The 16,425-nt window shown below is 73.9% G+C and carries 12 protein-coding genes and 1 pseudogene; 6 read left to right on the top strand and 7 right to left on the bottom strand.

Annotated elements, in window-relative coordinates:
* Positions 1 to 2: 2 nt before the first annotated feature.
* From ACGFW6_RS28435 to ACGFW6_RS28420, 4 genes are all read right to left on the bottom strand, one after another.
* Complete coding sequence (locus ACGFW6_RS28435; protein ID WP_393515710.1) at positions 3 to 4,646, bottom strand: hypothetical protein; 4,644 nt, start codon at positions 4,644 to 4,646, stop codon at positions 3 to 5.
* Between the two features lie 74 nt (positions 4,647 to 4,720).
* Entirely contained in the window at positions 4,721 to 5,611 is an 891-nt protein-coding gene (locus ACGFW6_RS28430) for a hypothetical protein (protein ID WP_393515707.1), read from the bottom strand.
* 217 nt (positions 5,612 to 5,828) lie between these two features.
* Positions 5,829 to 7,355, bottom strand: a complete 1,527-nt coding sequence (locus ACGFW6_RS28425; RefSeq protein WP_393515704.1) for a hypothetical protein — start codon at positions 7,353 to 7,355, stop codon at positions 5,829 to 5,831.
* Between the two features lie 154 nt (positions 7,356 to 7,509).
* Positions 7,510 to 8,205: a GntR family transcriptional regulator gene (locus tag ACGFW6_RS28420; protein ID WP_393515701.1), complete on the bottom strand. Its 696-nt coding sequence runs from the start codon at positions 8,203 to 8,205 to the stop codon at positions 7,510 to 7,512.
* A gap of 134 nt (positions 8,206 to 8,339) precedes the next feature.
* Here ACGFW6_RS28420 and ACGFW6_RS28415 point away from each other — a divergent pair, with 134 nt between their 5' ends.
* The 5 genes from ACGFW6_RS28415 to ACGFW6_RS28395 are packed head-to-tail and all read left to right on the top strand — an operon-like array spanning position 8,340 to position 12,747.
* A complete protein-coding gene (locus ACGFW6_RS28415) occupies positions 8,340 to 9,632 on the top strand; it encodes an MFS transporter (protein WP_393515698.1) in 1,293 nt (430 codons plus the stop codon).
* Entirely contained in the window at positions 9,629 to 10,480 is an 852-nt protein-coding gene (locus tag ACGFW6_RS28410; RefSeq protein WP_393515695.1) for a putative hydro-lyase, read from the top strand. The genes ACGFW6_RS28415 and ACGFW6_RS28410 overlap by 4 nt, the downstream gene beginning before the upstream one ends.
* A gap of 28 nt (positions 10,481 to 10,508) precedes the next feature.
* Positions 10,509 to 11,267, top strand: coding sequence for a LamB/YcsF family protein (locus ACGFW6_RS28405; RefSeq protein ID WP_393515692.1), 759 nt, complete (start codon positions 10,509 to 10,511; stop codon positions 11,265 to 11,267).
* A complete protein-coding gene (gene pxpB / locus ACGFW6_RS28400; protein ID WP_393515689.1) occupies positions 11,264 to 11,881 on the top strand; it encodes a 5-oxoprolinase subunit PxpB in 618 nt (205 codons plus the stop codon). Before ACGFW6_RS28405 ends, pxpB begins: the two co-directional genes overlap by 4 nt.
* On the top strand, positions 11,878 to 12,747 hold the full coding sequence (locus ACGFW6_RS28395; protein ID WP_393515686.1) for a biotin-dependent carboxyltransferase family protein: 870 nt from the start codon (positions 11,878 to 11,880) through the stop codon (positions 12,745 to 12,747). Before pxpB ends, ACGFW6_RS28395 begins: the two co-directional genes overlap by 4 nt.
* Before the next feature lie 430 nt (positions 12,748 to 13,177).
* On the opposite strand, the pseudogene ACGFW6_RS28390 reads toward ACGFW6_RS28395, so the two are convergent.
* The 3 genes and pseudogenes from ACGFW6_RS28390 to ACGFW6_RS28380 form a co-directional block, all read right to left on the bottom strand.
* Positions 13,178 to 14,008: pseudogene (locus tag ACGFW6_RS28390) on the bottom strand (SGNH/GDSL hydrolase family protein); the annotation flags it as partial.
* Positions 14,005 to 15,165 carry a glycosyltransferase gene (locus tag ACGFW6_RS28385; protein WP_393515683.1) on the bottom strand — a complete coding sequence of 387 codons (1,161 nt, stop codon included), beginning with the start codon at positions 15,163 to 15,165 and terminating at the stop codon, positions 14,005 to 14,007. The gene ACGFW6_RS28385 and the pseudogene ACGFW6_RS28390, both read right to left, overlap by 4 nt.
* Complete coding sequence (locus ACGFW6_RS28380) at positions 15,162 to 16,292, bottom strand: glycosyltransferase family 4 protein (RefSeq protein ID WP_393515680.1); 1,131 nt, start codon at positions 16,290 to 16,292, stop codon at positions 15,162 to 15,164. The genes ACGFW6_RS28385 and ACGFW6_RS28380 overlap by 4 nt, the downstream gene beginning before the upstream one ends.
* Between ACGFW6_RS28380 and ACGFW6_RS28375 the strand changes: the two genes are divergently transcribed.
* On the top strand, positions 16,194 to 16,412 hold the full coding sequence (locus tag ACGFW6_RS28375; protein ID WP_393515782.1) for a hypothetical protein: 219 nt from the start codon (positions 16,194 to 16,196) through the stop codon (positions 16,410 to 16,412). The genes ACGFW6_RS28380 and ACGFW6_RS28375 overlap by 99 nt on opposite strands.
* The last annotated feature ends 13 nt before the right edge of the window (positions 16,413 to 16,425 follow it).

The following is a 16,425-nucleotide window of genomic DNA, read 5'->3' as shown; positions in this document are numbered from 1 at the left end:
CGTCACGGCGTCGCCGGTGCCGGGCGCTTGAACATCCGGGTCGCCGTGATCTCGCTGTGCCCGGCCTCCCCCGCCTGTGGCTGCTGAGGGAGCCCCGGGCGCAGGTGCTCCTCGACGCTGATGTACTTCAGGCCCGCCCTCAGGTCGGCGTCGTTGCGCAGCCGGATGACCAGCGGGAACTCGGCGAGCGCGGTCGTGTCGAAGAGGCCCGTGGTGTAGAGGAGCTGGACGCCGAGGGCGTCCGACACGGCACGCTGGAGTTCCAGCAGATAGGTCGCGTTGGCGCGTCCGATGGGGTTGTCGAGGAAGAGCGTGCCCGCGTGCCGGTGCTTGTCCCGGCCTCGGTCGTTGCTGCGGAGCGCGGCCATCGTGCAGTACAGCGCGATGGCCGCGGTGAGCAGCTGACCGCCCGAGAACACGTCGCCCATCTGCCCCACGGGCACCCGCTCGGCGCGCAGTACGGCGTCCGGCTTGAGGATCTCCACGGCGACACCCTTGGGCTGGAGCGCTGCCGCGACTCCCCTCAGGAGCAGCGACATTCCGTCGCGCCGCAGGTCGGAGTTCTTCTTCACGGCCGCGCGCGTGGCCTCGTCGACGACCTCGCCCAGCCGTTCGGTGAGTGTGGCCTGGTCCGGCTCGTCGAAGCGGATGCGCAGGAACTCCTGCCCGGACCACTCGCCGAGCCCCTCGGGCAGCCGGGACAGCCGCTGCGCGGAGCGAAGGGTGGCCAGCGCCGACTCCACCAGACCGCGCAGCCGGTCCACGATCGAGTCGCGGTTGCGCTCCAGCTGGGCCAACTCGTCGGTGAGCACACGGAGTCGGGGCGCGAAGGCGTCCGCCCACTTCTGCGCGTGCTCGGGCAGCGCGGAGGCGGGCAGTTCACGGATCTGCTGGCGGGCGGGGGTGCGGACCTGTTCGTAGCGCGTGGAGTTGGCATGCCGTACGAGGACGTCGCTCGCCTCGCGCACGGCGGCCTCGGCGGCGGACAGGTCGGCTGCGCAGCCGCGCACCGACCGGCGGGCCTCCGCCGCGGAGTGCCGGGCCTCCTCGGGGCTGCCGGGGTAGGCCTCCTGTTCCTCCTGCTCCTCCTCGGAGGGGTGCTCGCGCAGCAGGTCGCGCAGCATCGCGGCGATCTCGTCGAAGCCACTCGCCGCGTCCTCGGCGCCGCGGTGGGCTTCGAGGAGCTCGGCATGTGCCTCGCGGGCCTGGGTCAACGCCTCGGTGCGGGAGGCGAGTTCGCCGGTGGCGGTGCGCAGCAGCGCCTGCGCGTGGTCGGCGTCACGCGGCTGGAGTTCCTCGGACAGCTCGGTGTGCGTCTCACCGTCGTCGGGAGCGAGCCGCTCGGCTTCGCCGCGCAGCCGGCCGAGCTGTTCGCTCGCGCTCGACATGCGCGTCTCCAGGAGCTGGACCAGCTCCTCCGCGCGCGCGGCGGCCGCCTGCCGGGAGGGGCCGTCGGAGCCGTCCGGCGACTGCAGGAGCTGCTCGGCCCGGGTCCGGACCTTGTTGCTGAGCCGGTCGAGCTCCGCGCGGGCCGCGCTCTCGTCGCTCTCCGCGCGAGCCTGCTCGGCCCGCAGGTCGGCGCCGACGCCGACCTTCTCGTACACCTGGGACGCGGCCCGGTACGCCTCGCGCAGCGCGGGCAGTGAGTTCTTCGGGGCGTCCGTGTCCGTGTCGGGTACGTCGTCGGGGGCGCCGGCGATCTCCGAGCGCTCGGCGCGCAGGGCGCGTGCCGTGCGGCGTGCGTCGTCGGCCGCGCGCTGAGCGGCACGGCGGTCCTCGTCGGCGGCGCGGGCACGCTCCAGACAGGTCTGGGCGCGGGCCTCGGACTCGACGGCGTCGTCGGCGAGTTCGCGCAGTTTGACCTGCCAGCCCGCCCGCTCCCGCAGCCGGAACGCCAGCCCGGCGAGGGCGTCGGCGGAGCGCCTGGCCTTCTGGGCGGCCTCCTGCCGCTCGTCGCGGACCTGCGCCGCCTCGGCCGCGGCTTCGTCGGCCTCGGCCCGCACGGTCCGCGCCTCGGCGAGTTCGGCCTCGGACTCCTCGGCGAACGCGCGCGCCTCCCCGGCCGCCTGCGCCAGTTCCAGCAGCCTGCCGTCCGGGCAGCCGGTCCGCCAGGAGGCGAGCCGGGCCGCGAGCTCACGGTCCTTGCCGAGACGTGCGGCGAGACCGCGGATCTCCTCGTCCCGTTCGGTCGCCCGCGCGCGCAGCGCCTTGCGTTCCTCGTCGGCGGCGAACTCGTCGTGCATGGCCGGGTTCGGCGGTACGAGGAAGACGTCGCCGTCGGGTGCGTCGGCGGCCGGGGTCGGGGCGAGCAGCGCGGCGGCCGTGCCGACCGCGACGGCGGACCGGGGCAGCAGGGCCGCGTCGCCCAGCACCTCGCGGGCCCGCGCGTGCGAGTCGGGGTCGGTGATGATCACGCCGTCGACCAGTTCGGGCCGGGCGGCCAGCACCCGCGCGTGGTCGGCGGGGTCGACGGCCTGCGCGAGGTAGCGCCAGCCGGGCAGCGCGGGGATGCCCTGTTCGCCGAGGAACTCCACGGTGGCCAGGACGTCCGGGCCGGGCGGCAGCAGCCCGCCGTCGCCGAGCGCACCCAGGATCCGGGCGTCGTCGGCGGCGGCCGTACGCAGCTCGAAGAGCTGACGCTCGGCGGCGGAGACGGCGTCGTCGAGCAGTTCGCGCAGCTCGCCGGCGAAGCGGTCCAGCTCCTCCGGGGTCAGGGCCGGGTCGCCGACCACGGTCGCGCCGGGCCGGGCGTCGTCGCCGGTGCGCGGAGCGGGCACGGACCCGCGCTTCACGCCCGGCTCGCCGGTCAGGCTGAGCAGTTCGGCCAGTCGCTCCTCCGCGGCCAGCCCTTCGGCGAGCCGCCGCTCGGCGTCGTACGCGCGCTCCGCCGCCGTCGCCGCGTCCGCGGCGCGGGCCGCGGTCAGTTCCGCGCGGGACTCGGTCGAGGCCGCCTCGCGCGCGTGCTCCGAGGCACGCCGGGAGGCCTCGCGTGCGGTGTCCCAGGCGGCGACGGCGCTCTTCTCGGCGTCGCTGGCCGCGAGGGCGGCGCGGGCCGGGTCCGCGTCGGGCGCACTGTCGTCGAGCCAGCCCGCGCGTACGGCCTCGGCGGTCTCCTGCTCGACCTCCGTCAGACGCTGGCGCAGATGTCCGATCTCGCTGCGGGCGCGCTGCGCTTCGGTGGCGGCGGCGGTGGAGTCCGCGTAGGCGGACTCGCTGACCTCCTGGAGGGCGCCGGAGCGCTCCTCCCCCTCGTTGGCGAGGGCCTCGGCGCTCTCCGCCGCGCCGTGCAGAGCCCGTACGAGGTCGACGGCGGCCTTGGCCCGGGCGGCCAGTGCGGGGGCCGCGTCCCGCTCGGCCTCCTGGATGGCGGCGGCCACGCGCGCGACACGGTCGGAAGAAGCGCGGTGCCGCAGGACGGCCTCCGCGGCCTGCCAGGCGGAGTGCAGGGTGCGTGCGTCGGCGAGCTCGCGCTTCTGGGCCGCCGCCGTCTTCTCGGCCGCGGCGAGGGCCAGCGAGGCGTGCCGGTAGGCCAGTTCGGCGGCGATCAGCGCGCTGTGCTCGCGGGCCGCCTCCGCGTGGGTGACGGCGTACGCGGCGGCGGTCGTCCGCTGGGCGAGGTCGGCGGCCCGCACCCGTTCCTGGACGCCCCGCGCGGACAGCCGACGAGCCAGGGTCCTGGTGCGTCGCTCGGCGCCGGCGTGGATGTCACGCGCGCGTGAGCGGGTCTCGGCGGCCTCGACGATCCGTCCGAGCAGGTCGACGGATCCGGCGGTGAAGTCCCGCTCGGCGATCAGCTCGGCTCGTCGGCCCAGCTTGTTGCCGAAGCCTCCGACGAGGTCGGCGAGGCCGTCGGTGTCGCGTGTGTCGGTCACGGCCCGCAGCAGCAGGTCGGTGAAGTCGGCGTCCTTCTTGACCGCGAAGAGGCCGGCCGCCTCGCCCTCGTCGGCGTTCATCTCGCGCTGGTAGCGGAAGAGTTCGGGGTCGAGGCCGAGGTCGCCGAGGTGCTCGATCCAGCGGTCGTGGATCTCCTCCCAGTGCACCTCCAGATGCGGGTACGCCTTGCCCGCCTCCGTGATCGCGTCCCGGAAGCCCTTCATGGTGCGCCGGCGGCCCTGTGCTCCGGACTGGCCCTCCGCCGGCGGCCGTACGGAGGTGGCCTCGGCGACGGGCAGGTTGTCCAGGGACAGTCCGGGGCCGGGCCGGAAGGAGTACCAGGCCTCGGCGAACTTCCGCGGGTCGTTGGAGACCTGGCGCCCGCGCCACTCGCTGACCTTGCCGACGACGACGCACTCGCCGGTGAGCGTGTGCTGCCACTCCAGGGCGACATGTCCGCAGTCGTCGGCGAGCAGGAACTTGCGCAGCACGCCGGAGCTGGCGCCGCCGAGGGTGTTGCGGTGGCCCGGCAGCATCACCGAGAAGATCAGCTTGAGCAGGACCGACTTGCCGCCGCCGTTCTCCAGGAAGAGCACGCCCGCCGGGGCGGGCCGGCGCGGCGGGCCGACGGGCTCCTCCTCGAAGAACTCCGCCTGCGTGGGCGCGGGGTCGGGCACCGGCTCGCCCACACCGCGCAGGTCAAGCACGGTGTCGGCGTAGCGCGCACCGGCCGGTCCGATGGAGTAGAGACGGACCCGGGACAGCTCGTACATGGCGGACTCTCGTAAGTCTTCGGCAGATCGGGGAAGTTCGGGGAAGCCAGGGGCTTCGGGCGGGCCGTGACGGCTCAGGGGGCTCCGGCCGAGTGGAACGGCAACCCGGCGTCGGCCACCAGCTCCAGGTCGTCCGTCTCCTCCGCGGGCAGCAGGGTCGGCGTGCCGTCGGTGACCGGGACCACGCCCAGCTCCAGCAGCTCGGCCATGGCTGCGCTGCCGGCCATGTCCCGCACCTGGAGCTGGTAACGAGCGGTCGTCCGATAGGTACCGCCGCTGTCGTCGCCGGTCCGCTGGAGGAACCCGGAGTCGGTGAGGAAGGCGACGGCCTTGCCGATGATGCCGGTGGTGGAGCCGGCGAGCCGACGCGCGTCCTTCGTGGCGCCGGTGGCGCTGCGTCTCACCCAGATCCGCCAGGCGGACTCCAGGCCGGGCGCGTCCGTGGCGGGGTCGGTGTTCTCGCCCTGCTCCTCCGCACGCTCCTCCAGCCGGCGGCAGGCCTGCCGGACGAAGGCGTCGACGCCGTTGACGGTGACGCGTCCGATGTACCCGTCGTCGGCGAGGTCCTCGGGCCGCGGGAACGCCATCGCGGCCACGGCGAGATGGGCCAGGCCGTGCAGGAACCGGTCGCTGCCGTCGGCGGACGTACGACGCGCGTAGTCGCCCATGCGGACGGCGAACACGGAGTCCTCGGCGGCGGTCACCGCCATCCCCGCGCGCGGGGACACCTCCAGCACGACCAGCCCGAGCCCCGCGGCCACGGCGTCCGCGAGCCGCGCGAACGGGGGGTCCTCGCGGTACCTGCGCAGCAGATCGGCGTACTCCTGGTCCCGCGCGGGCTGGAGCTTGGGCTGGAGCCCGAAGGCGACGAGCCGCGCCGCGTCGGCGGCGTCGGCGGGGGTGACGGCGGCGGTCGCCGACGGGACAGCGGCCTCCGGCTCACTCCGATCGACGTGCTCGGTCACGGTTTCGGCTCCTCGGTGTGGTGCTGGTGCTGGTGCTGGTGATTCATACCGGTCACGCGACGCATACCGGTCACGTGATTCCTACCGGTCACGTGATGCATGCCGGTCACGTGATGCATGCCGGTCACGCAGATCATGCGGTTCCTACAGTTCATGCAGTTCGTACGGCCCATGCGGCTCGCGCAGTTCGTGCGGTTCGTCCGCTGCCCGAAGCGGCTCATGCTGCTTCCGTTCTGCCGGCCGCCATTCCCGCGGCGTCCAGCAGGGCCGTGCCGACGATGAGGTCGGCGCCGCCGAACTCGGGGTCGTCCAGTTCGGTGCCGTCGTCCACGGCGAACAGCAGCTTCTCCTCACCCTGCCGATAAGCCGTGCCCACCGGTGGACTGGCCGCGTGCACGGCCAGCAGCGCGACCAGGTAGGGCAGCTCGGGGTCCCGCCGGCGGGCCTCGGCCAGCAGGCCCGAGAGCCGGCGCGGCGCGTCGGCGGGCAGGTCGAGCAGGACCATCGCCGAGGCCAGCTGTTCCTCGCTGAACCGGCTGTCGTCCGGCGTCGCGATGAGGTCGGGCTCGGGCATCTCGGCGCCCAGATGCTCCCGCTCCACGGGCGGCGTGAGCAGTATGTCGACGAGGTCGGCCACACGGACCGAGACCGGCGTACGCAGTCCCGTCCCGCGCGCGAAGTAGGCGTCCGTGACCCGGACCGCCCGCTCCAGCGGCAGCGGCAGCACCGGCGCGACGAGATGGCCGTACAGGTCAATCCCCGACGTGGTCATCGGCGTCGCGAAAGCCTGCCGGTCCTGCTCGGCGCGGAACAGGGGGCCGGCCTCCAGCAGGCGGGACTGCAGTTGGGTGTGCCGTCGGATGCAGTCCTTGACGATGTCGACGAGCTCGGCCGCGCGGCGCTTGTGCTCCGGGTCCTCGGTCTCGTCGCGTGCCTTGCGGATGTTCGTGAGGATCGCGTTCTCGTGGCGGTACCGGTCGGCGACGTGGTCGAGGGCCTCGGCGATCATGTCCGGCACGGAGTTCAGCCAGTCGACCGCCCGGACGTTGCGCCGGGTCGCGTCCAGGGCCCGGCGGAGCGTCTCGGAGTACTGCACGGTGCGGTAGCGGGCCTGCTCGGCGGCCAGCTGGGCGTCGGCGAGGCGGCCGCGGTTGATCAGCACTTCCAGCTTGACCTCGGCGGCGATCTGGGCGCTGGTCACGTCGGTGTCCAGGGCGCCGACGAGGACGTTGACCGCCTCGTCGGTGGTCCGGAGGTAGACGGTGCCGCCGGGCCCGGGCACCTCTTCGATGAGCTTGAAGTCGTAGTCGCGGCGGACATAGCTGCCGTCCGGCGCGAACGTGCCGTAGACCGCCCGGAAGCCGCGGTCCACGCTGCCGACGTTGATCAGGTTCTCCAGGACCCAGCGGGCCACGCGCTCGTGCTCGGCGACGGGGCGGCGCGGGGCCTGGGCGGCGATGCGGGGGATGAGGCGGGCGACTATCTGGTCGTGGTCGGCGCCCGTGTCGAAGTCCATGTTGAGTGTGACGAGGTCGATGGCGGCGAGGGCCACCTCGGCCATGCCGTACACCGAGTACTCACCGGCGAGGTTGGCCTTGCGGGTGTCGAGGTCGTGCAGCGGCGCGGTGCAGGCGAGCGCGCGCAGCCGCCGGGCCAGCCCCTCGTCGGCGGCCGGGCCCGGAGCCGGGCGCGGCCCCGCGCTGAGCTGGGGCGGAACACGGTCCGTCGGTGCGGGTGAAGTCACGGTGCACAGACTAGGTCCTGGGTCTGACAACGACCCAAACGAGCGCGCTCCGCCGGGAGGGCCCGCGAGCTGCGGGCCGTGTCCCGCCCGCGGGCCGGATGTGGCTGGTCGCGACCGCGTGGTGGAGCCGCATGTCGACACAGCCCCGCGTCCCTCACGGGGCGCTCGCGACCCGCCTCCTGTACACCTCCACCACCCGCTCGAGCGAGTCCTCGAGGTACACCCGGAGCAGCTTTTCCGCCTCCGCCCGGTCCCCCGCGTCCAGCGCGCGCAGGATCTCCCGGTTGCGTGCCAGGTACGGCTCGTGCAGGCGCTTCGGATCGTCCACGACGTGAAAGGCGAGCCGTAGCTCGGCGAAGACGCTGCGCATCAGTTCGTCGGTGCGGGCGCTTCCCGCGAGGGCGACGAGTTCCCGGTGGAAGTGGATGTTGGCCGTACCCACGCTTTTCCAGTCATCTTCGGCAGACGCCCGGTGACCCTCCCCCACGGCCGCTGCGAGGCCGTCCAAGGCGTAGGGCGGTTCCCCGAGCCCTCGAACGACCGCGCACTCGACGAGGCCGCGGGTGCGGTAGATGTCCTCGACGTCCTCGACGGTCAGGACCCGCACGAAGACGCCCCGGTTCAGCTCGTGCACGAGCAGACGCTCATGGGTGAGCAGCCGGAACGCCTCGCGGAGCGTGTTGCGGGAGACGCCGAGCGCGCCGCCGATGCTGTCCTCCGACAGTCGGGTTCCGGGTGGGAAGAACCCTTCGGCGATACGGCTCCTGAGGATGTCGGAGACCCGCTCCGCGGTGCTCGTGCGGCCCAGGAGCGCGCGGTCCTCGGACAGTGAGGTCAGGTGCTCGTCCATGCCGGAATTCAATCGCAGACCACAAGAACGAACCAACATGGGTATTGAGGGATCGTTGAACAATCCCCTACGGTACTTCGCACCGGCACGGCTCACCCCCCATGCACCCTCCGTCCCCTCTCTGCGAGGTGCCCATGAGCACGACCCCTCCACCGCAGGCCCTGACCCACCCCACCTCCGACGAACGCGCCGACGACGACGGCGCGTTCGGCTGGCTGCGCGCCCTGGGCCCGCGCGGTCGCCGCGCCTTCGCGGGCGCTTTCGGCGGGTATGCCCTGGATTCCTACGACTACTTCACGCTGCCGCTGAGCATGGTGGCGCTGGCGGCGTACTTCGGCCTGGACAGCGGCCAGACCGGCCTGTTCACCACCGTCACGCTCGTGGTCTCCGCGATCGGCGGCGCCCTCGCCGGCGTGCTGGCCGACCGGATCGGCCGGGTCAAGGCACTGATGATCACCGTGATCACGTACGCGGTGTTCACCGTGGCCTGCGGTTTCGCGCCCAACTACGAGACCCTGCTGGTCTTCCGGGCCCTCCAGGGCCTCGGCTTCGGCGGCGAGTGGGCGGTCGGCGCGATCCTGGTCGCCGAGTACGCGAGCGCCAAGCACCGGGGCCGCACCCTCGGCGCGATCCAGAGCTCGTGGGCCGTCGGCTGGGCGCTGGCCGCGATCATGTACACCGTCGTCTTCTCGCTCGCCGACGACGACCTGGCCTGGCGCGTGATGTTCTGGACCGGCGCGCTGCCCGCGTTGCTCGTCATCTGGATGCGGCGCCGGGTGCACGACGCCCCCGAGGCGGTCGCCGTGCGCGAACGAAGCACCGGGAAGGGCAACTTCGCGGCGATCTTCAAGCCCGGTCTGCTGCGTACGACGATCTTCGCCGGGCTGCTCTCGACCGGTGTGCAGGGCGGCTACTACACCCTCGCCACCTGGGTGCCGACGTATCTCAAGACCGAGCGCGACCTGTCGGTCGTCGGTACCGGCGGCTACCTGACGTTCCTGATCTCGGGTGCCTTCCTCGGCTATCTGACCGGCGGTTACCTCACCGACCGGCTCGGCCGGCGGCGCAACATCTGGCTGTTCGCGCTGCTGTCGGCGATCTGCATCCTGGCGTACGCGAACATCCCGAGCGGTGCCAACACCCTGCTCCTGATACTCGGTTTCCCGCTCGGGTTCTGCATGTCGGCGATCTTCAGCGGCTTCGGTTCGTACCTGAGCGAGCTGTACCCGACGGCGGTGCGCGGCACGGGACAGGGCTTCACGTACAACACCGGACGCGCGGTGGGCGCCGTCTTCCCCACCACGGTCGGCTTCCTGGCCGACAGCTGGGGCGTGGGCGGCGCGCTGGTCTTCGGCGCGATCGGCTACGGCATCGCGGCGCTGGCGCTGCTCGGACTGCCGGAGACGCGCGGGAAGGAACTGGCGTGAACCGCACGGAGGACCGTCCGGTCAGCGCCGTGGCGGCCGACCGGCCCGTCACCGCCGTCGACGCGCACGCGCACGCGTGGAGCCCCACCGCCGCACGCGCCCGCTTCCGGGAGGGCCTCACGGGCCCCACGGCCGGGGTCGCGGCGGGGTACACCCAGGTCAATCTGATCTCGGTGCCCGCCGACTGGGCGTACGACGTGCTGCTGTTCTGCCAGCGCAACCCCAAGCCGTGCCCGGTGCTCGACGTCACGGACGCCGGCTCCTGGACGTCCGTCCTCGCCGACGGCGCCGACCTGCGCACCGATCTGCCGCGCTACCAGGTGTGGCGGGACGGCGAGTTGGTGGACGAGCCGACGGACGTGCGCGCGCACTGGCGGGGCGACCTGGTGTCGTTCCTGATCGGGTGCAGCTTCACCTTCGAGTCGGCGCTGGCCAGAGCGGGCGTCCCGATCCGCCATGTCGAGCAGGGCCGCAACGTCCCGATGTACGTGACCGGCAGGCAGTGCCGGCCGGCGGGTCGGCTGCGCGGCCCGATGGTGGTGTCGATGCGGCCGGTGCCCCCGCAGCACGTGGCGGCGGCCCTGCGCGAGACCGGCCTCCTGCCGGCCGTGCACGGCTCCCCCGTGCACTGCGGTGATCCCTCGGCGCTGGGCATCGCGGACCTCGGCCGGCCCGACTTCGGCGACCGGGTGGACCTGGAACCGGACGACATCCCGATGTTCTGGGCCTGCGGGGTGACCCCGCAGGCCGCGGTGATGGCCTCGCGCCCGCCGTTCGCCATCACCCACGCACCGGGCCAGATGTTCCTGACCGATGCCCGCGACGAGCAGTACCGCGTCGTCGCCTGACCGCCGGACAGAGGAAACGACGGAACTCATGACCTCGATCGATCTCAACGCCGACCTCGGCGAGGGCTTCGGCCGGTGGCAGCTCACCGACGACGAACGGCTGCTGTCCGTCGTCACCAGCGCCAACGTGGCCTGCGGCTTCCACGCCGGGGACGCGGCCACCATGCGGCGGGTGTGCGAGCAGGCGGCCGAACGCGGGGTGCGGATCGGCGCCCAGGTCTCCTACCGGGACCTGGCGGGGTTCGGGCGGCGCGCGATGGACGTGCCGTCGGCCGAGCTGGCGGCCGAAGTGGCCTACCAGATCGGCGCCCTGGAGGTCTTCGCGCGAGCGGCGGGCACGCGCGTGTCGTACGTCAAGCCGCACGGCGCGCTCTACAACCGCGTCGTGCACGACGAGGAGCAGGCCGGCGCGGTCGTCGACGGCGTGCTCCTGGCGGACGCCTCGCTGCCCGTGCTCGGCCTGCCCGGCTCACGGGTGCTGGACCTGGCCGCCAAGGCCGGACTCCCGGCCGTCACGGAGGCGTTCGCGGACCGCGCGTACACCGAGCGCGGCACGCTCGTGCCGCGCGGCCAGGACGGTGCCGTGGTCACGGACCCGGAGGCCGTCGTGGAGCGCTCGGTGGGTCTGGCCCGCACGGGCCGGGTCACCGCGCACTCCGGAGTCCCGGTCGAGGTACGCGCGCGGTCCCTGTGCCTGCACGGGGACACGCCGGGTGCCGTCGAGCTGGCCCGCCGCGTGCGGGCACGGCTGGAGGAGTTCGGGATCCGGGTGGAGGCCTTCGCATGAGGGTGCTGCCCGTCGGTGACGACGCCCTGCTGGTCGAGCTGTCCTCGGGCGAGGAGGCCCGGGCGCTGCACACGGAGCTGCTGCGGCGCCGAGCCGAGGGCGCGCTGTCGGTCCGCGAGATCGTCCCCGCGGCCCGTACGGTCCTGCTCGACGGACTCACCGATCCGGCCCGCCTGGCCGGCGAACTGACCGCGTCCGAGGTGCCGCCCGCTCCGCCACGCACGCGTGAGACCGTCGAACTGCCGGTGCGCTACGACGGCCCGGACCTGGCCGACGTCGCCGCGCACTGGGGTGTGTCCCCCGAGGAGGTCGCCCGGATCCACGCGGGCACCGAATTCAGCGTCGCCTTCTGCGGGTTCGCACCCGGCTTCGGCTATCTCACCGGCCTGCCGTCGCGCTACGACGTGCCGCGCCGGGCCACGCCGCGCACGTCCGTGCCTGCCGGGGCGGTGGCGCTTGCGGGGCCGTACACGGGCGTGTACCCGCGCTCGTCGCCGGGCGGCTGGCAGCTGATCGGCACCACGGACACGGTGCTGTGGGACCACACGCGCGTGCCGGCCGCGCTGCTGTCGCCGGGCACGCGCGTGCGCTTCGTTCCGGTGGGGAGCCGATGAGCGACCACGCGCTGTCGGTCGTACGCGCCGGGGCGCTCACCACCGTGCAGGACCTCGGCCGTCCCGGGCACGCCCACCTCGGGGTGCCCCGTTCCGGTGCGCTGGACGCGCCGTCGGCGGCCCTGGTCAACCGGCTGGTCGGCAATCCGCCCGAGGCGGCGGTGCTGGAGACCACACTCAACGGCTGCACGCTGCGGCCCCGTTCGGCGGTCACCGTGGCGGTCGCCGGCGCGCCCTGCCGGGTCACGGTGGACGGACGCCCGGTCGCCTGGGGCGCCCCGGTGCACGTGCCCGCGGGTGCGCTGCTGGATGTCGGCGCGGCCCTGTCAGGCGTACGCGGCTATCTGGGCGTCAGTGGTGGCGTCGCCGTCGAGCCGGTCCTCGGCAGCCGCTCCACCGACCTGCTGTCCGGCCTCGGCCCGCCGCCGCTCACGGACGGCGCGGTGCTGCCCCTGGGCCCGCCGACGCGGCCGCACACACGCGTGGACGTCGCCCCGCAGCCGGCGCCACCCGGCGAGCTCGTGCTGCGCGTGACGCTGGGCCCGCGCGACGACTGGTTCACCGCGGCGGCCGTGCGTGCCTTCGCCTCCCGCGTGTACCGCGTCTCCGCCGCGAGCAACCGCATCGGGCTGCGCACCGAGGGGCCCGCCCTGGAACGGGCGCTCACGCGTGAACTCCCCAGCGAGGGCGTGGTCCTGGGTGCGGTCCAGGTCCCACCCGACGGCAGGCCGGTCGTGTTCCTGGCCGACCATCCGACGACGGGCGGCTACCCGGTGATCGCCGTGGTCCGCGCGACCGACCTCCCGGCCGCCGCACAGGCCGTACCGGGCACACCGCTCCGTTTCGTGGCCGTACGCCGCCGCTGAGACCGCTCACGCCCCCAACGCCGAATCACCCCTCACGGCCGCCGCACGAGCCGCCCTCGGGCCGCTGAGGACCACGGACGCGCACCCACGCGGACCCGCCCCCCTATGCCGCCTCCGGTTCCGGCTGCGGCTCCTGGACCGAACGCTGACCGGGCACAGGGACCGACAGTCCTTCCGGCAGGGACAGGTGCTCCGGCACCGACGACCGGTGCTCGGGAACCAGCCGGTGTTCGGACACGGACAGCCCTTCCGGCAGGGTCAGGTGCCCGGGCAACGCCGCCGTCTCCGGCACCCGCCGCTGACCCGGCAGCCCGTCCAGCTCCGGCACCCGCCGCTGACCTGACGGCCCGTCCAGCTCCGGCACCCGGCGCTGACCGGGCACCCCGTCCAGCTCCGGGACCCGCCGGTGCTCGGGCTGCGGTCCCGTCCACTCGGGTACCGACAACGCGGCCAGCGCCCTGGACACCGAGTGCGCCGCTCGCACGTCGAGCCGTTCGCTGGTGCCCTTCGCGCGGTGCCGCATCTCGACGACGGCCAGGCGCACCAGCTGCGGCAGCAGGTCGTTGCAGCGCCGGATCACCCAGGCGGTGCCCGCGGTGGCCAGCCACAGCAGGCTCGCCTGCTTGGTGGGCGGCGGGAACTCGGGCTCGGGCGAGGGTGCCGTCTGCGTCGCCATGCCGCGGTGCCTCAGCATCGCGTGGAAACGCAGGGCGATCTGCCGGTGCCCGCGCTCCCCGGGATGCAGCCGGTCCGAGCTCCACATCGCGCGGTCCATGATCCAGGGGTCGTCGACGGCGTGCAGATGCACCGCCCCGTACCGCTCGGACAGGGTGTGGACCACCGTGTTGACGGCCCGCTGCCTGCGGGCCAGCGGATGCCCCAGGACTCCCGGCAGACCCAGCATCGTGCCCGGGTCGGGCAGACAGGCCGTGAGCACGGCCGTGCCCTGCCGGGTGAACGACTCGTAGACCTTGTCCAGGCGCTGGGCGATCTTCTCGATGTCGAAGGTGCTGCGCAGGGTGTCGTTGACGCCCACGAGCACGGACGCGACGTCCGGGCGCAGCTCCAGCGCGGCGGGCAGCTGGGTCTCCAGCACGTCCCGCGTCTGGGCCCCGCTGACCGCGAGGTTGGTGAACTCGGCGGACGGTTCGGACAGTCCGCCGGCGAGCAGCGCGGCCCAGCCGCGCCACCCGTTCCCCACCGGATCGCCCACCCCCTCGGTCAGGGAGTCCCCGAGGGCGACGTAACGGAGCGGTCTCATGCCGCGCCCTCCGCACGCACGAAGGGACGCGCCGGCAGAGCCGCGTCGTGCGCGGTCAGGAAGGCGTCCACCGCCGTGCCCCAGCCGAAGCACTCCGCACGCGCGCGTGCCGCCTCCCGGCGCTCGCGCTCGGGCCGGTCGAGCACCATCTCCACGGCGTCCGCGAAGGCGTCCCCGTTGTCCGCTGCGGTGGCCCCGGCGGAACCGATCACCTCGGGCAGCGCGGAGGACGCGCTCGCCACGACGGGAGTGCCGCAGGCCATGGCCTCCAGCGCGGCGAGCCCGAACGTCTCGGCGGGCCCTGGGGCCAGCGCCACATCGGCGGATGCCTGGAGCGCGCCGAGCAGGCTGCGGTCGGCGACATGGCCGAGGAAGGTGACCGGCAGGTCCCGCTCCTGCGCCCGCTTCTCCAGCCCCGCCCGCAGCGGGCCGTTGCCCGCCACCACGAGCACGGCGCGCACTCCGCGCCGGCGCAGCGACTCCAGGGCGTCGAGGGCGGTGCCGGGCCGCTTCTCCACGGAGAGCCGGGAGCACATCACCAGCAGCGTCTCGTCCGCGCGCGCGTGGGTGGTGCGCAGCGCGGCGTCGCGCAGGGTGGGGCGCCGGTTCATCAGGTCGACGCCCAGCGGGGCCCGTACGACGTTGCGGGCGCCGATCCGCACGAACTCCCGCTCGGCGAACTCGGTGGTGCACACGACCCGCGAGTACGTGTGGGCGGTACGCAGGTTGAGGGCGTCGGCGGCCCGCCGGGACAGGTTCTCCGACAGGCCCCAGGTCCGCAGCACGCCGTCGGCGGTCTCGTGGGAGACCATCACGGCGGGCACCCGGGCGCGGCGGGCCCACTTGCCGGTCCAGCGCAGGGTGGTGCGGTCGGAGACCTCGAGGCGGTCGGGGGCGAGGTCCTCCAGGAGGGACGCGACCCGCCGCTTGTCGAGGAGCACGCGGTAGCCGCCGGTGCCGGGCAGCATCGGGCCGGGCAGGGTGATCACGCGGCCCTGCTCGGTCTCGCAGTCGCTGTACTTCTCGCCGGGCACGATCAGGACGGGGTCGTGGCCCGCCAGCTTGAAGCCCTTGCCGAGCTCGCGCAGCGCGGTGCGCAGCCCTCCGGAGGCGGGCGCGACGAAGTTCGCGAGCCGGACGATCCGCAGGCCGGTCATGCCGCCACCACCGCCCGGCGGGCGGCGAGCACGTCGCCGTAGTGGCCGATGAGCTGGTCGCCGATGGCCGCCCAGGTGCGGCCCTCGACCGTGGCGTGCCCGGCGGCGCCGTACGCGGCCCGCAGCGCCGGGTCGGCGACGAGGGACTGCACGGCGTTGCGTACGGCGTCGGCGTCCCGCGGCGGCACCAGCAGCCCGGTGCGGCCGTGGTCGACCAGGTCGAGCGGACCGCCCGCGGCGGGCGCGACGACGGGCACTCCGCTGGCCATGGCCTCCTGCACGGTCTGGCAGAAGGTCTCGAAGGGGCCGGTGTGGGCGAAGATGTCGAACGAGGCGAAGATCCGGGCGAGGTCGTCGCCGCCGCGGCGGCCCAGGAAGACCGCGCCGGGCAGCGCCTCGGCGAGCGCGGGCTGGCTCGGCCCGTCGCCGACGATGACGACCTTGACGCCGGCCAGGCCACACACGCCGGAGAGCAGCTCGATGTGCTTCTCCGGGGCGAGCCGCCCGACGTAGCCGACGATGACCTCGCCGTTCGGGGCGATCTCGCGGCGCAGTGCCTCGTCACGGAGCTCGGGACGGAAGCGCGCGGTGTCCACGCCGCGTGCCCAGAGCTTGAGCCGGGGAACCCCGTGGGCCTCCAGGTCGTTCATGGAGGCGCTGGAGGGGACGAGCGTGAGGTCGGCGGCGGAGTGGACGGACCGGATGCGCCGCCAGGCGGCGGCCTCGCCGGCGCCCATGTAGGTGCGGGCGTATCCGGCCAGGTCGGTCTGGTAGACGGCGACGGCGGGGATGCCGAGCCGGGCGGCGGCGGCCATGCCGCGTACGCCGAGGACGAAGGGGCTGGCCAGGTGCACGATGTCGGGCCGGTGCTGGATCAGCGCGGCGGCGAGGCGCCGGCTGGGGAGCGCGACCCGGACCTGGGGATAGCCGGGGAGCGGGAGGGAGGGGACATGGACGACGGGGCAGGGCGCCATGGAGGCGGCTGCCTTGTTCCCGGGAGCGGGAGCCGGTGCGACGACGAGGGGCGCGTGACCGCGATCGACGAGGTGTCGGGCGGTCTGGAGCGCGCAGTGGGCCACGCCGTTCACATCGGGGGGAAAGGATTCGGTCACGATGACGACACGCATACCGGTGTTGTCGCCGTGCTGGACGTGGCCGCGTCAAAGTGGATCTTTCCGAACGACAAACGTCCCATGAGCGTTCCGCTGCGCACCCGAGCGGGCCAGATCACGTCCATGCGCGCCTGACCCGCTGGTCATC

Origin of the sequence: Streptomyces sp. Y7, assembly GCF_043195415.1 — a bacterium.
In the GTDB taxonomy this organism is placed as follows: Bacteria; Actinomycetota; Actinomycetes; order Streptomycetales; family Streptomycetaceae; genus Streptomyces.
Note: the sequence above shows the minus strand (reverse complement) of the source record. Positions and strands in the feature narration are given on the sequence as shown.

Coding starts and splice junctions, on each gene's coding strand:
- ACGFW6_RS28380 (WP_393515680.1), bottom strand. CDS start 16,292: ATGCGTGTCGTCATCGTGACCGAATCCTTTCCCCCCGATGTGAACGGC.
- pxpB (WP_393515689.1), top strand. CDS start 11,264: ATGAGGGTGCTGCCCGTCGGTGACGACGCCCTGCTGGTCGAGCTGTCC.
- ACGFW6_RS28435 (WP_393515710.1), bottom strand. CDS start 4,646: ATGTACGAGCTGTCCCGGGTCCGTCTCTACTCCATCGGACCGGCCGGT.
- ACGFW6_RS28420 (WP_393515701.1), bottom strand. CDS start 8,205: ATGGACGAGCACCTGACCTCACTGTCCGAGGACCGCGCGCTCCTGGGC.
- ACGFW6_RS28415 (WP_393515698.1), top strand. CDS start 8,340: ATGAGCACGACCCCTCCACCGCAGGCCCTGACCCACCCCACCTCCGAC.
- ACGFW6_RS28395 (WP_393515686.1), top strand. CDS start 11,878: ATGAGCGACCACGCGCTGTCGGTCGTACGCGCCGGGGCGCTCACCACC.
- ACGFW6_RS28385 (WP_393515683.1), bottom strand. CDS start 15,165: ATGACCGGCCTGCGGATCGTCCGGCTCGCGAACTTCGTCGCGCCCGCC.
- ACGFW6_RS28405 (WP_393515692.1), top strand. CDS start 10,509: ATGACCTCGATCGATCTCAACGCCGACCTCGGCGAGGGCTTCGGCCGG.